This is a genomic window from Acetobacterium carbinolicum (genome assembly GCF_047456275.1).
In the GTDB taxonomy this organism is placed as follows: Bacteria; Bacillota; Clostridia; order Eubacteriales; family Eubacteriaceae; genus Acetobacterium; species Acetobacterium carbinolicum.
In genome coordinates, this window is record NZ_CP173357.1 from 2947219 (window position 1) to 2962706 (window position 15488).

A 15488-nucleotide genomic window follows, 5' to 3' on the forward strand; every position below is an offset into this window, starting at 1 on the left:
TGCTGGTATTGCCTGTCTGTTAACTGTCGTTCTTGCCTCATGTATCGGTAACCCCGAATATAACCGTAGTCTTAAACCGCTGTTCGTTTAGTCACCAACAGAGTTTTCGAAAAAACTACTGATTTTGGTTACGTGCTGATTTTTCTCTTTTTTGAACCGTTTTAGTCGATCAGCCGTTTTTTATCGGCTTCACACCTTTTTATTCGAGTCAAGCTTTGTTTTTTGTTTAGTTTTCATTTCGCAATTACCTATTTACAACATCAAAAATACTTTTCTATCCGTATTATTATCTATTTCAGTTCTCATTTATCATAATCCTCCAATGAACCTAATATTGATAACTTTTATTTTTAGAGTAATTATTTTGCAAAGCTTTATATATTGTAGCTGAGGCAATTTCTCCTTTAAGAATTTCTTTTATACTTATTCGTTTATCAGGATAGCAGATATTCAATTCTATTCTGTTATTACTATTGTTTGCCTTTTCTCTCAAAAAATTAATTAGTACATCTTCTTTGATAATTTCAAGACTATTTGAGTTTTTATACGAAGTATCTCTAATCGTGAAAATTACTTTTTCATCATTAATTTCAACCTCGCATAAGATACACTCATTTCCATTTAAAATATCAATTTCCGTAACAAATAATTTCAGAACACTAAATCCACTTTCGTATTTCAAAATTTCAACACCATCTTGAACTTTCGTTTTTTCTAGTATACCATTTTCAGTATATGCAATTCCCACATTAGGTAATTTTGATATTTCTTCAATAACATCAAAAATCTCTTTAAAATAATCAATATTCATGTTACTAAAAGCTGGATCTTTTTCTAATATATAGTTTGCGAATTTATTTTTTGATAATGCTATGTTTTGATTATTTTTCTTTATTTCCTTAAATTCCTGAGGATCAATGGTATTTGCATTTGGCACTTTGAAAATATTATTGTCAATAATATAGTTTGCATCCATCTTTTCATGTGTTCTATAATTAATATTAATTATGTTCTCATCTTCAATAAGACAACCTGTTTGGAAATCAAACTCACCATTCATAAATAATCTCAAACCATTTTTGTCTACTCTTTTGATATCATTATCTGTATAATAATTTTCAATGGAAATACTAGGTGTATCTTTACGAAATTCTGGTATGGGTAAAACAAATGAAAAAACATTGTTTCCATGATTAATATATGATTTACCTTCATGAAGTTTATTAATTTTGGATAAGTCGGCATCAAATACAAACACTTTTTTTCCTAAATTTGGAAACAGTTGATTATATTCACATACTCGTAGTAAGGTTTCTGATCCCATTTCTATTTCATTCTCGTATTCAAAAAAATCGAAATCAAAATTGATATAATCCCCATTTGCATTAAATCTTTCTAACGCAGATTTGAGATGTTTCCAGTCTGTTTTACCTTCTGTAATTATAATATTTTTCTCTGACTTAATAATCTCTTGCAATCTATTCCTTGCATTTGGATTATGAATTTTGATATATATATACGAATGAACGTTTTCTCCTGCAGTAACGATCATTAATTCATCATTTTCAGGAGTTATTTGTACTAATTTTACTATTTCTTTTTCAATGATTAATCTATCATCATCTTCTTTGCCATAGATTCTTATTGATTCAAAAGTATCCACATTTCGAATTTCAAATTTTGAATATAAAACCACCTGTTTTTTTACATCAGAGCCAATGTCACAAATATTTTTTACATATATCCATTTTCCTTCAAATCCTTTTAAGATAGTTTCTGCCTCGATTAAAGAAATAGTATTCATTCTAATGTCGTCAAGCATAGTAATCTCCTTGTTAATTAATTCTTAGTAAATTGCGAAGTGCCGAAACTCATTCCTATCAGTGGGTTTTTATTCGGAAAAAACTGATGGTTTTGTTTCCGTGCGCTATTTTTCTCTATTTTAAACTGCTTTAGTCACTCCGCCTTTTTTTATCAGCTTCTCACCTTTTCATTCAACTCAACGTTGTTTATTCTTCATTTCGCAATTACCTATTTAGATAAATAGTTGTTGTAGTAGGGATTGCTTGAGGGTTTTCAGTGTGTTTAGCTGGCGCTGGTGGAGTGTGATCAGGTTGTCGAGCTGGGCAAAATAGTTGCCGATAGTTTTCTGCTCTCGGTAACCTGGAATTCTCACAACAATAGAATTTATTACCGTTTTAGATAAGCTTGGCACACCAGTTGACTCATCTTTTTTCTTCCAGTCAATGTTTTGAAAAATATCAAAAACGAAATTCAAATCATATTCTTCTCTTGGAACAGTATAAAACAAGGTATCTACTGTCCAAAATGGTGCTCTTAATATATACGGTTTATCAATTGTTCCTTTTCGACCAATACCAATGGCATCTTCATCATAAGACAGAGCCTCATTAACAGAGAGCATATAACCGCCAGTACCATACACCGGAATAACCCCACTAGATAGATGTTTATAATCTCTACCACTGCGAACATCAACAACATTATCAACCTTCCGCTGTTCCCAAGCCCCCGTAAATCCTGCAAAACGAATTTCCGGGACATTGGCCCCGTCTTTCGGAAACATTTTTTCGAGCATGGTTTTTTTTACAATGGCCAACTTGTCAAGCTGACGCTGCTGCAGGGTGATCAGGTTGTCGAGCTGTGTAAAATATAAGCCTATTTCATCTTGCTCATCAACTGAAGGCAAACATATGGGCGTACCCTTTACTTGTTCAATTGTGTAATGGGATATTGTTCCGATATGCGAAATAGCACTTAAATATTTCCTAAAACCCGGAGTGGTAAAATAAGTATAGAGGTATCGGCTATTGAATTTATCAGAACTTTTTATCCATATCAAATCAGCATCTTTTGAATATAAAGGCTCGTCATTTGGTACTATATAAGGTATTCCAATTGATCCTCCACCAGTAATCAAAATATCGTCTTTTTCAAGTCTACCTGAGTTACTTACTAACTGTTCATATAATTTAAAGGAAATAAAAGCCTTTTGATTTTCATTGCCTTTGTATGCAGATACAACATCACTTGACCTGAAAAACGGTACACCTGTTGTGGTCCACTCTTCTTTGTGAACTCGTGAAGCTGACGCTACGTTTGACAGTTCACCAACCTTCCGCTCTTCCCAATCCCCCGTAAACCCGGCAAACCTAATCTGCGGTACTCTTACTTTTTTATCGCTCATTGTGCCCTCCTTCTGTCGTCTGTATCATTTACACGAATCATTCACCCTGCTTAATCTCATCCGCCATTTTATAAAAGGCCTGCCGGAATTCAATCCGATAGCGTACCCAGGTTAAGGCGGCAATGGTTTGATCGGCAATTTCTTGATAATCGGCTTTGGCCCCATTCATGATGGCCGTCAACTCGCCCTGCTTATCCAGATCCTCCTGGCCCCGGCGGTGTTTTTTAATCAGTTTTTCCAGTTCTTTGGGTTTGATGCTGTTATCCAGCCCCCAGTAGCGGATGAAGCTGGTGACCAGTTTGATATTGGATTCTTTTTGCGACCGTTCCATGGCCTGGTTCATTTTCTCCACATTGCGGGGAGCCGGGTAATGATCAAATTCAAATTCTTTAGACAGAATCTTGGCGACAAAATTGCGCACCTTGGTTTTTTCCCCGTCATTGTCGGACTTGGCAATTTCGATATGGATTTCATCCCGGGTGGTTTCGGCTTTGGTCATTTCATCGGCGTGGACTTCGTCTGCCATCCGGGCGATCAGGTCAATCAGATAATCATAGTTGATGGTGACATCGTGGATGTGAACCATGGCCAGATTGACCTGGGAGATATCAATATCTTCGCGCTGGGCCCGGCGGTCTATTAACTCGTCGGCGATGACGGTGGTTAAGACAACTTCCTGGTCTTCGGTAATCCCCAACCGTTCAAAGAATTCTTGTGGATTATCATAGGCCGAAACCGGATTTTTGTCATCATCTTCGGTATATTGCTTTAACTGACTGAGCAGGCGGTTATATTCCTGCAAATTCTCAAAGACTTCATCCTGGGCTTTTTCACTGGGCGGCAGCTTGACAAAATCATCGGTGAGGGTGGCCAGTTTGCCAATCACTTCCTTCAGCTCGGCTTGCACCTGGCCAAAGGGTTTGGCAATGATTCCATCTTTTACGTTATCTTCTTTAAGCTCTTCAACTGTCATTTGAACGTCCGCCGAGGCCCGGTTGGAATAGACGGCAAAGGCTTTGTTCATTTCATATTCGTTTTGCACCGGCCAGCGATAATTGACCACATTTCCCCAGGGCTTAGCGATCTGGTTATGGATGCGGTTGGTTCGGGAGTAGGCCTGGATCAGATTGCCGCCCTTGAGGGTGCGGTCAATATAGAGGGTATTGAGCTCCGGGGCATCAAAACCAGTTAAGAGCTGGTCAACCACGATCACCAGATCCAGAGCCTTGCCATCATCGGCGGTCTTTTTCAGGCGGCGGGCCAGATCTTCGGTGTAGGCTTTGACGGTGGTCATATCAAAGGCGGTGCCAAAGCTGGAGTTATAAGCCTGGATAGCCCGATGGAGGTTTTCATTGGTCTCACGCTGGCGGTCACTGTTGGTGGTATCGACTGAGAAAGAGACCGCCACTTTTAAGCGGTCAGCGGCGGGGCGCTTGTCATTTTCTTTGGCAAAGTGATCAAAGTAGGCCATGGCCCGGGGGGTGGAGGCTTTGTTGCCGCCAACATGAACCGTGAACAGGGCATTATATTTGCGGTCATTGGAACGTTCCTTCCAGTTATCAAAGATGTCCTTAACCACCAGCTCGACGTGATCCGGGCTGGTGTCGTAAACACTGCCGCGGATATTATCGTCAATATCCTCTTCAGTGGGGTCGGCGGGCGGCTGAATCGTTTCCTTGAATTCGACGTTAAAGCCCAGGACATTTCTATCGGCAATGGCTTCTTTGATGGTGTAAGCATGGAGCAGGTCGCCAAAAATATCCCGGGTTTCCGGGAATTTGGGCGTCCCGGTATAGCCAACCCAGGCCGAATTGGGGATGGCGGTGCGGATCGTTTCCAGCATCCCTTCATTATCGGTGCCGTCGCCGGTTGAGCGGTGGGCTTCATCGACGATAAAAAGAATCCGCTCGGTCAGTGGTTTAAAACTATCCCGGGCGATATAACGGGACATCTTTTGGATACTGGTGACGATAATATTTTTATCACTCTTTTTGGTCAGTTTGCGGTGGAGGTCGGAGACATTGGCAGTGTCACTGACGACACCGGTTTTGCCTTCAAAGCCGGCCACCGGATCATAGGCTTTATAGGCATCGGCGGTCTGATTGGTTAAAGCAATCCGGTCAACCAGAAAAACCACCTTGTCGACATTGGCCAGCCGGCTGGCCAGCCAGGCGGTCTTAAAACTGGTGATAGTCTTGCCTGAGCCGGTGGTGTGCCAGATGTAACCCAGTTTACCGTCATCATAGTTGAAATCAAATTGGCGCACTTTATCGAGGACCCGTCGGGTGGCATAAACCTGATAGGGACGCATCACTTTGATGCTTTCTTTGTTTTTGGTGCCATCCAGGATCATGTAGCGGGTGGCCAGATCATGGGCCATCGGGATCGACAGCACCTGATCGGCAAAGGTCTGCCAGGACCGGATCGGCCGGGCATCCTTTTCGTCCTGCCAGCAAAAGGCAAAAGCCCGGTTAAAGCCTTGCAGGGGGGTGTTGGCCATGTAGCGGATATCATAGGGGGTCATGGCGACTAAAATCTGCAGGGTTGAAAAGATCCCGCTGAATTGTTTTTCGGCGATATACTGTTCCATTTGGTTTAAGGCTTCTTTGGTGGAGTGCATGGCTTTTTTTAATTCAATTTGAATAATCGGCAGGCCATTGATCAGCAAGGTCACATCAAAGCGCCGTTCTTGCTTGCCATCAATCACTTTGGGGCGGAAAATCTGATTAACCACCTGATAAACGGTATTGCCGCCGCCAACCTGGGCCTGGTCAAAGACGGTCAGAAAGACGTGGTCGCCATTATCCAGATCGACCTCAATTTCCGAAACGCCGTTGACGCCATAAAGGAATTGGCCCGCCTGATAGGGGGTCTCTATCCCGGTGATGATTTTCTTGACCTGATTAAATTCCGTCACCGACATTGGCCCCGGCAAGCGGGCGTGATTATTTTGTTCGAGGATCAGTTTGAAATTAGCCCATAGCGCTTCGGTGGTTTTGATGTCTTTTTTATAATCCCATTGTTTGACCCCACCGATGGTGGTTAAATAATCGATGAGCTCTTTTTCAAAGGCCAGTTCTGTCTTACTTTTCATGTAGGCATTGCCCCTTTCAGGTTTTCGGCGATGATTGAGTTGGTAAACTGTTCAATCAGGGCGGAGTATTTATTGAGGTTATTTTGCAGTTTTAACCGCTCGGTGTAAATGGCGCCAATCTTTTTTTGTTCGGCCAGCGGCATAACCGGGATCAGGATTTCCCCCAGCGCCCGCAGGGGAATCCGCTGCACCAGGCCACTTCGCTGGGACCCTCTTTCTTTTTGTCGCTGTACCTCTTTGAAATCATTAAACAGGAAAAGAAAATAGCGCTGATCAAGGTGGTCACTGTCCAGGACGATTTTGGTAAAGTTCAGGGGCAAGACCTTGCCCGCATTATTTTCCCCAACCATGGCCGCCAGCTGTAAGGCGTTACTGATAATCAGGTCGCCAGCATTTAAGGCGGCGTTGTTTAGAGAAGAAAATTTAAGCTCAGCTTCACCGCTGTCATCAACGTGATTATAATCCGCTTCAAACGACGGCTGGTCATAATAATTTATAAGCTGTTTGCCAAATTGCTTTTCCGCCCTGGTCGGATTGATCCCGGGAATGAATGTTGCGAAATCTTTTATTTCTCTTAGTATCAAGACGAGCACCCCCAAACTATTAATGTGATTTTTTGAAATTCATTTATATTTCAGATCATAACACCATCGTGGTTTTTCGTCAAATGATTTTTTGTAATGTTGTTATATTTCAGTTTTTGTGTTGAAAAGTAGCTGGCAGGCTGGGCAGGACGTTGGCGCGTAGAGGTTCGTCGTTGTTAAACGTGACGTTGCATTTACGTGATTGAAAGTAACTGCAACACGATAGAAAAAGCGCAGGGATTGTGTTAAAAAATACAGCAGCCATTTCTTTTGCTACATTTTTTATATTTAACACTACATTTTGTTGACAACACAAAAATGTAGTGTTATGATGTGCGTAGCTTTAAGGAGTAAGTACATATGAAAAAATATAGTGTCAAGCAAATTGCAGAAATGTTACACACAACCGAGGAAACCGTAAGACGTTGGATTCGTGATGGTAAGCTTAAAGCAAACCAAGTATCACGGAAAGATGGGAATGTGATTGAGGAAAATGAATTTCAACGTTTTCTTAAAGTCTCACCTAAATATGCCAAAATCGTTACAGGTACAAATTCATACACGCCATCAAACATTAGCGGTTTAGTCGGCGGAGCAATAGGTTCCCTTGTTGGAAGTCTTGTTATAGGCTATTGTGAAGATAGAAAAGAACGCGATTTTCAAATATCTGCGGAAGATATTGAAAATTATATTCTCGAAGCCATCTTTTCTTATGAAAAAAGCATCAAAAAGAAAAACCAAGATATTAAACATCTGAATGATGAAATTGCAGAAGAAAGAAAAAATATTGATGATCTGAAGTCTTTTCTTGAAAATATCAAGACGGGTAATAAGACAGCTATACAAAATAGTAGATTTAAGGAAGAAGGAGCAAAAAATGGCCGTTAATTGGGATTACGCAGAGTTAGTACGTGAAGTCAAAGCTATGGGAGGTCCGAAAATATTCATCGAAACAATTGAAAACCATAGCTTTCAAGATGGTCAAAACGCAGAAAAAGCAAGACAAAACCCCAGATTAGTTATTGCACTTGGCATTGGTGTATTGGCGACAGTAGGTACACAAAAACTTATAAGTTATATTAAGGTTAAACGCGATAAGCAAAAAATATCAGTTGCGGAAGTAGCCGAGGCTGAAAGAATTCTTATTCAGCAACTTGAACAAGCTGAACAGGATGTTCAAGAGTATCTGGAGCAGGTGTTGGTAGAAGAAACTGTAACTGAACAGCAAGACACTGCAGAAGATTGTCCCATGTGTTCTCAAAGTTAGTTAATTCAAATAAAAAAATACATTTTAGGAGGTTCTCAAATGGCAAAATGTGCGTGGTGCGGTAAAAAATTCAACGTTTCTGACACAAGAGAAGAGTATGACAATTACTTTGAAGGGTTAGAATATGATGATGATTATCCAGATAATAACATTTGTCTTCAGTGTGCGTCAACAGAAACAAGCGGTAACATTGGTGTAGGTGAAGAAATCATGGAGGATATGGGATCACATAATTGGGATTGATGATTAAAATAGAATAAACCCCACAAGGCTGTCAATATTTATTATTGGCAGCTTGGTTTTTGTTAGGGTAGGTTTAACTACGGTTGATGGTACGGTGAGCCCCGAAGCAGGATAAACTGATGCCTTTTTTTCTAATATTCGAGATATTTCAGACTTTAAATCCCAACTTTATTTTCAGTTGCAACATCTTTTAATTTTTGTTGCTCCACATATCGATATATACTTTTTTTACTGACTCCCGTCGCTTCAATTATTTCAGCAATCGAGTAATCTTTACTGCCGTACATTTTTAAAGCAAGATTGATTTTATCCGCTGGCAACCGAGGTCTTCCACCCTTTCTTCCCCTGGCTCTGGCGCTTGCTAACCCTTCTTTTGTACGTTGACTTATCAAGTCTCTTTCAAACTGTCCAATGCCTGCAAAAACGACAAATAACATTCGGCCTTGTGGTGTCGTGGTGTCCGCCCATGGTTCTTTTAAACTTTTTAAATTTGCACCTTTCATTTCTATTTGATCGACTAATTCAAGAAGGTCTTTTACTGATCTGCCGAAGCGAGACAATTCAGTTACCATAATCGTATCACCTTCACGTAAATATTCAAACATTTTAATTAGCTCTGGTCGATCCATTGTCATTCCAGTTATCTTGTCCTGAAATATTTTTTCACAACCAATATCCTTCAATTGATCAATTTGCCGATCTAAATTTTGTTCTGTTTTCGAAACTCTTGTATATCCAAATATCATAGTTTTCTTACCATTTCATATCCTAGTTTTATCAGTATCATAAACGTACAAACACGCACTTAATGATTCCTTGTTTTTGATACTTGTTTTAATACCATTATATCCCCATAGATACGATTAATAAAGAAGAAATAAAAAAAGAATCAAAAACGGCCGTTTTTGATCCTTCTTGAAATAAACTTGATATTAATCTCTAATCAGTATCTCATCCATATTGAATCCAATTTCATACAGAATTATCTTAGTGATCAGCTTGTTAAGTAAATTGCTTGTGTTAATCATTTCCTCCAAACTAAGTATCCCATCGCTATCGTCTTTAAAGTGTGAATAATAGTTTCTTGTGTCAACTATTTTTCTAATTAATGCTGATTTTTCAAGGTCAGAATCAGGTTCACATTGAATGTCGAAATGTCTAATTCTTTTGTAGTTTTCAGTCAAGTAATTTGAGTATCGATTGTCAATAATTCCTATTCGTTGACCAAAATCTAGATTTTTTCCTTTCAAAATACGTTCAGTCATTGCTTCACTAATTCTAGCAGGTGTGGCATATTTTTCATTGATACTTAGTTTTTTTAATGATTCTTTTAAATTGGTGATTGTTTCTAAAACATCAGTGTTACTCAAAACCTCATTCAATTCTTTCTTTATGTCCGATTTAGAAATAGCATCACCATTTCCATCTCTCCGAATGCTATAACCCTCTATGAATCTGCAATAATGCAAAAATTTATCTTCGATTAGATATTCCCTTTTACTATTCAATAAAAAATATACGCTAATCAGAAAACTCATATCACAATCTTCATTTATAAAACTATCCCATTTAGCATATAAACTCATTAATCTATCCTGAACACCAATATAATAGAATCTATAATATCCATATAATAAATTAGACTTCGAATTCTCCAAGTCATATGAAAAATCATGGCTATAATAACTCTGGTAAATATGATTGTTTGAGTCAATCATTGAAACATTATCTACGTATCCTAAAATCCCCATCAACAAGCCTACAAATCTCGAAATATTCTTAATGTCCTCAAAAACACGCTTATCATCTACTTCTTGAAAGTAGATGATTCTTATTATAGGTTTTCTTTCAATACTTATCTTTGTTGATGTATTTTGAAAAGCATCTTTTAATTGTGTTTTAAAGATTATATCAATTGCTTTATCTGCGTTTTTAAAAAGAGAAATGTCACTAATATTTTTTATTTCAATGTTAAAATGTTTTCCATCACTACTCCATTCTCCACTTAAAGTATCAACTTCCATCCAAGCATATAAACCTCTAATTTCGAATACTACTTCCTTTATGTTTATAATTGAACAATCTTCGGATAATATGATATTCTTATTAGATTTAAATACTCTTTTCACATTTAACCTTGATACTCCATCTATTTCACTAATTCTTCCTGAAGTAAGAACTTTAATATTCAGATCTTCATGAATAGTCGAAAAAACATCGGGTCTCCCATTATTTTTTCCATTTACATCAAAATAAACCTCGTTGTTTTCCACAACTAAATTACCTATAGCTTTATCATTTTCAGAATGTTCCCACAAGCTATTTATAGCAAATTTTTGCAAATATCTACCTCCTTGTTTCCTACATATTTAGGCGTTTGCAAAACGCCACAGCCCGCATAATTACGGGATATTTTTAACATAAAAAAATATAACTCCTCACCAGATTGTGATAAAATTGAGTTGCTTATAAACAAAGCTATCAACCTGAAAGGAGTTATATCATGACTATTTTATCACAAAAACAGCTTTCTTTGGCTGAAGTTTATTCTGATTGTACTCATTTTTTTGAATATGACAAACATCACTTTCTTTCACTACTGGAAGAGAATCTGAATCTTCACGCGTTGATTCCGCATTCATTTTATCAGCATTACTATTCGGCTCATGGCCGATATCGAGATTTTGAACTTTGTTCGATTCTCTGGGCGCTGATCCTGCAGCGGATTTTTTCCATCCCCACGGATACACTCCTGATTACTTTTCTCAAGTTTTCCAGAGAACTCCGCGATTTCTGCGGTTTTAACCGGGTTCCCCACGCATCGCAACTAACCCGTTTCAAAAAAACATACCTGATGGACTTACAATCGCTCTTTCATCGTCTTGTTGATGTAACTGAACCGATCTGCCAGAAAATTGATGCCGAGAAAGCGATGATGACCATTTTTGATACCTCAGGAATTGAAGCCTACGTCACTGAAAACAATCCAAAATTTGCTAATAAAATCATTAAGCAGCTCAAGGCATTTAAAAAATCTCACCAGCTTGATGACGCCTATGATCCCTATAAGGCTGCTTACGGTTCAATGCCCACGCACGCAAAATCCAACCCGGAAATCAAACAGCTCTACATTAATGGACATTTCTGTTACGTCTACAAATTCGGCATCATCACCAATGGACTTGGCATTGTCCGGGATATCACTTTCTATGATGCGAATTTTCTGGCTGATCATCCGGAGATTTCTGTCGAGAAAAAATCAGATTCTCCCGATGAGGACAAATCGCTTCATGATACTAAAGCCCTGATTCCGGTTCTTACAGACTTCTTTAAAAAGCACCCGCTGATTGTCCCCAAACTTTTCATTGGTGATGCTGCGTTTGACAGTTCAGCGATTTATCAGTCCCTCCTTGGGGAGCTGAAATTTGAAAAAGCTTTCATTCCATTGAATCAGCGTGGTAAACTTTCCTATTCGGATTGTCCGGTTAATGCAGATGGGATTCCCTGTTGTCCAAACGATCCTTCTCTTCCCATGAAATCCGAAGGGCGGGCCAAACGAAAGAACGGCCTGATTCGGTTTAAATTCACCTGTCCCAAAACAAAATGGATCAAACAGGAAGCCGGGAAAGCCAAACGTCAGTGTTTCTGTGAAAATCCTTGCACTTCGTCTTCCTGTGGTCGGATGTTTTACGTCTACCCTGAAAAAAATCTCCGGGCCTACCCCGGAACCCTTCGTGGGACACTCGAATGGGCTCGAATCTATAAGATCCGGGGCGTCGTTGAACAATCCATTAATCACTTCAAAGACAGTTTCTGTCTTGCCAACCGTAAAACTCAAAATGCCAGGACACTTCACGCCGATTTGCTATTGGCCGGAATTACCCAGCTGATTACTGCAATTCTTTCCGATACTATTCATCAGCATCAGTACTTACGCAGTCTTAAACCACTCGTTGCCTAGTTGGACTTTTTATCTTCTTTGCCCAGCTTTTGTTTTTGCGCTTTTTTTCTCATCTTCTGCAACATTTTCTTCGCTTTGTTGTTCGTTTCCCTTCTGACTTCATGAAGTCTGTCTGTTTCTTACCGCCGAATTCTCTGTGCTCTAAATCTTTTTCATTTCGCAATTACCTATCCTACATATTAAAATCCGGATCTTCTACTATTTGCTTCTCGCTGCTCTTTCATAAATAAATAATCTGCTCGGCTCGTGACATTACCTGGTTTCTTACGACATTCATCCAGGAACACATGAATCTTCTTTTTATTTTCAGTCCCTTTGAAATAGACCAATTCTCTTGCGATAGCTTCCAGTCCTGGCAGCTCTACCTTTAAATATTCACGGCTTAAACCGTTATTTACCACGAAATAGACTTCATTATATTCATAATAAAGTTCCTCAATGGTATATGGGCTTTCCTTCAAGTACAGATCCTGCATAATATAAATCAACGATTCCAATGATCGGTACTCAATGACCTTTCCTACTCCCACCAGGTCCCGTTCTGAAGCAATGGTTTCTATATCATTTACTCTTAGAATCTCGGCCCCATACTTTTTACAGAAAATACCATACGGCGCTGTCAGGATGATATTTGCCTGACGCTTGATCCGATAATCTACGCCATGCTTGGGACTGACATTAAGTATTGTGATTCTATTTGTATTAAAAAAAGCATCATATTTTTCAAAGATCTTTTGAGCAACCTCATCGTCCCGGATCCGAAACAACGTTCTTGGCGTGATATAACCATCCTGTTTCAGCCAGGCAACCCCCTGTGGCTCCATCTGCCTAAAAATCCGACTTGGTGGATAGAGAACATCATCTATATGACTTTTAACATATTTCAAAATTTCATCTATTAACTCGTCTGATTCATTTAAGATCCGCCGGATCTCATCCTCTGAATCCTTATCACTATTGTTCTCTTGCTTCAGGAATGCACCATAGATACTACTTAGTAAATCTCCTAACTCAAAATATTTCTTAGATAAGGTATCATTGATAATGATCGGCTGTTCATCGATAAAATTTGACCACTGGTAGATTCGTAAATCGATCCCTGGAAAAATGTGTTCGATTTCTTCCCGGCGCTTCAAACGCTTGGCATTCTTCAAAAGGTTATCGAGATGTTGCTTTTCTGCAATCGCAAAATGTCTGATACATTCGGATCCAGTTCTCAGACAATTCTGATTGATTGAATTTTTGATATAAAATACGTTTTTAATGGGCCTTCCGCACACTTCACAGGTGACTTTCTTATCGTCCGGGAGCAGATCCACACTACGGCTTGTATCAATTTGCCATTCATTCTTTGCCTGAGTCACGATATCGTTTCGCATCCGGTAGATATTTAGTTCTTCTTCGGTAGCTTTTTCTTTTTTCAATATCTGCTCATCAATGGTTGTGTGTTTTTCCAGTCTTATTTTGAGTAAAGGATAGTCGTTTATCACATCGCTGAACAATAACAAATTCCGTTCTTTTTTTATAATCAGCTTTTTCAAATGAACCTCCCCTTTGTGGTATTGTTTTCATTGTAAGATTAATGTACTGGTTTGTCAAATTATGAAATATATTCTGCAATTAATGCTCCTTCCCTTCAACAAACCATTTTGGCTTTTCATAATAGACATAAACGTCTTTATTTTTAATTCGACAGAGATACCGGATACCCTGACCACCTACTTTCAAAGACGATCTAGGCCGGATATCAAAGATAAAGTCAATGTCAAACTCTCGACCATCTTCCCACAATATCTTCATCGGAATGATCTTTCCATCTTTTTCAAATTTTGCAATCACCGGCACAAATTTCTTCATCGCCATAAAAGCATCTCCTTCTAAAAATATGAAATGGGATAAATGACATGATCTTTTTTAGCATCCAAACAACCCATCGGATCGTCAATCGTAACAGCTCGTCGCACCGCCAGATTACCAAAGCGTTTTTTCAAGCCATCCACGGTATCATCCAGTCTTGCCTGTCGTACCCGTAATTCCTCATTGCCAAATAAATCCAGTTGAATGGGCGTTGAATCCGGTATCAAGTCTGTAACCCTCACGCCCATGGAGCGGATGTCCGAACTGAAATCATAGTTTCTTACAAACAGATCAATGGCTGCTCTGGCAATTTCATTGGTCAGATCTGATGGTTTCTGGAGCTTCATTTGCCTGGTGAAGCTATGCAGCTCTTTATTTCGAATATGAATGGCCACTGTCTGGCAATAACAGCCGGTTTCCCTTAAACGCATGGCCACACTTTCGGTCAGCATATAAAGGATGATCTTGACGTCCTTCAGATTGGTTAAGTCCCTGGGCGTGGTAATACTGTTGCCGATGCTTTTAATCAGCCGTTCATTGCCATTGTAATGCTCATCAAAGTTTTTAACCGGACTATCGTCAAGACCGTTGGCAAACCGCCATAAAACGGTTCCCATCTTACCAAAAATTTGAACCAGAAAGTCAAGATTGCTCTCTGCAAGTTGACCAATGGTATAAATTCCATATTTTAAAAGCTTTTTCTGAGTGGATCGCCCCACATAGAGCAGATCGCCGGCTTCCTGTTCCCAGACAATTTTTCTATAATTATCCCGGGTAATCACAGTAATCGCATCCGGCTTCTTGTAATCCGATCCATACTTTGCAAAAATCTTATTCCAGGATACCCCAATTGATACCGTCACTCCCAGTTCGTCTTTAATTTGCGCACTGATCTTTTGAGCAATTTCCTCACCCGAACCGTGAATTTTCACACTATTCGTACAATCGACCCAGGACTCATCGAGGCCATAAGGCTCCACCTGATCCGAGTAGCGGTTATAAATCTGTCTGGACAACTTTGAATATCGGAGGTACCGTTCATAATTCGGCGGTACAATGATAAGCCCTGGGCATTTTCCCATCGCCTGCCACAAGGCTTCTCCGGTCTTAACGCCGGCTTTCTTGGCTTTCTCATTCTTGGCCAGGATAATCCCATGGCGTTTTTCCGGATTACCACCCACAGCTACCGGCTTCTCTCTAATCTCAGGGTTGTACAAGCATTCAACCGCTGCATAGAACGAATTCATATCACTGTGTAAAATAACTCGATCCAT

Annotated in this window: 12 protein-coding genes and 1 pseudogene; 4 read left to right on the forward strand and 9 right to left on the reverse strand. The window is 39.4% G+C overall.

Going from position 1 to position 15488, the window contains the following annotated elements; all coding sequences use genetic code 11:
• Positions 1–328 precede the first annotated feature (328 nt).
• The 4 genes from ACIZ62_RS13720 to ACIZ62_RS13735 all read right to left on the reverse strand — a co-directional run bounded on the left by ACIZ62_RS13720 (position 329) and on the right by ACIZ62_RS13735 (position 6886).
• The gene (locus ACIZ62_RS13720) at positions 329–1822 is read right to left on the reverse strand and encodes a hypothetical protein (RefSeq protein WP_414150389.1); all 1494 of its coding nucleotides are present in this window, start codon (positions 1820–1822) and stop codon (positions 329–331) included.
• Positions 1823–2035: 213 nt separating this feature from the next.
• Positions 2036–3208 (reverse strand): restriction endonuclease subunit S, encoded by a 1173-nt coding sequence (locus tag ACIZ62_RS13725; protein WP_414150390.1) that lies wholly within the window; start codon positions 3206–3208, stop codon positions 2036–2038.
• Between the two features lie 37 nt (positions 3209–3245).
• Complete coding sequence (locus ACIZ62_RS13730) at positions 3246–6302, reverse strand: type I restriction endonuclease subunit R (protein WP_414150391.1); 3057 nt, start codon at positions 6300–6302, stop codon at positions 3246–3248.
• Complete coding sequence (locus ACIZ62_RS13735) at positions 6299–6886, reverse strand: restriction endonuclease subunit S (protein ID WP_414150392.1); 588 nt, start codon at positions 6884–6886, stop codon at positions 6299–6301. Before ACIZ62_RS13735 ends, ACIZ62_RS13730 begins: the two co-directional genes overlap by 4 nt.
• 360 nt (positions 6887–7246) lie before the next feature.
• On the opposite strand from ACIZ62_RS13735, the gene ACIZ62_RS13740 reads away from it, so the two are divergent.
• From ACIZ62_RS13740 to ACIZ62_RS13750, 3 genes are read left to right on the forward strand one after another with little or no spacing between them, the layout of a single operon-like run.
• Positions 7247–7774 (forward strand): helix-turn-helix domain-containing protein, encoded by a 528-nt coding sequence (locus ACIZ62_RS13740; protein ID WP_414150393.1) that lies wholly within the window; start codon positions 7247–7249, stop codon positions 7772–7774.
• The gene (locus tag ACIZ62_RS13745; protein WP_414150394.1) at positions 7764–8153 is read left to right on the forward strand and encodes a hypothetical protein; all 390 of its coding nucleotides are present in this window, start codon (positions 7764–7766) and stop codon (positions 8151–8153) included. The genes ACIZ62_RS13740 and ACIZ62_RS13745 overlap by 11 nt, the downstream gene beginning before the upstream one ends.
• Before the next feature lie 39 nt (positions 8154–8192).
• Positions 8193–8396, forward strand: coding sequence for a hypothetical protein (locus tag ACIZ62_RS13750; RefSeq protein WP_414150395.1), 204 nt, complete (start codon positions 8193–8195; stop codon positions 8394–8396).
• Positions 8397–8551: 155 nt separating this feature from the next.
• Here ACIZ62_RS13750 and ACIZ62_RS13755 read toward each other — a convergent pair whose 3' ends face one another.
• A complete protein-coding gene (locus ACIZ62_RS13755; RefSeq protein WP_414150396.1) occupies positions 8552–9142 on the reverse strand; it encodes a recombinase family protein in 591 nt (196 codons plus the stop codon).
• A gap of 186 nt (positions 9143–9328) precedes the next feature.
• A complete protein-coding gene (locus ACIZ62_RS13760) occupies positions 9329–10738 on the reverse strand; it encodes a HEPN domain-containing protein (protein ID WP_414150397.1) in 1410 nt (469 codons plus the stop codon).
• Between the two features lie 167 nt (positions 10739–10905).
• Here ACIZ62_RS13760 and ACIZ62_RS13765 point away from each other — a divergent pair.
• Positions 10906–12286, forward strand: a pseudogene (locus tag ACIZ62_RS13765) (transposase).
• A gap of 250 nt (positions 12287–12536) precedes the next feature.
• Here the strand turns inward: ACIZ62_RS13765 and ACIZ62_RS13770 are convergent.
• The 3 genes from ACIZ62_RS13770 to dinB form a co-directional block, all read right to left on the reverse strand.
• A complete protein-coding gene (locus ACIZ62_RS13770; RefSeq protein ID WP_414150398.1) occupies positions 12537–13898 on the reverse strand; it encodes a hypothetical protein in 1362 nt (453 codons plus the stop codon).
• Between the two features lie 79 nt (positions 13899–13977).
• Positions 13978–14220, reverse strand: a complete 243-nt coding sequence (locus tag ACIZ62_RS13775; protein WP_207637756.1) for a hypothetical protein — start codon at positions 14218–14220, stop codon at positions 13978–13980.
• A gap of 14 nt (positions 14221–14234) precedes the next feature.
• Positions 14235–15488: a DNA polymerase IV gene (gene dinB, locus ACIZ62_RS13780; RefSeq protein ID WP_414150399.1), complete on the reverse strand. Its 1254-nt coding sequence runs from the start codon at positions 15486–15488 to the stop codon at positions 14235–14237.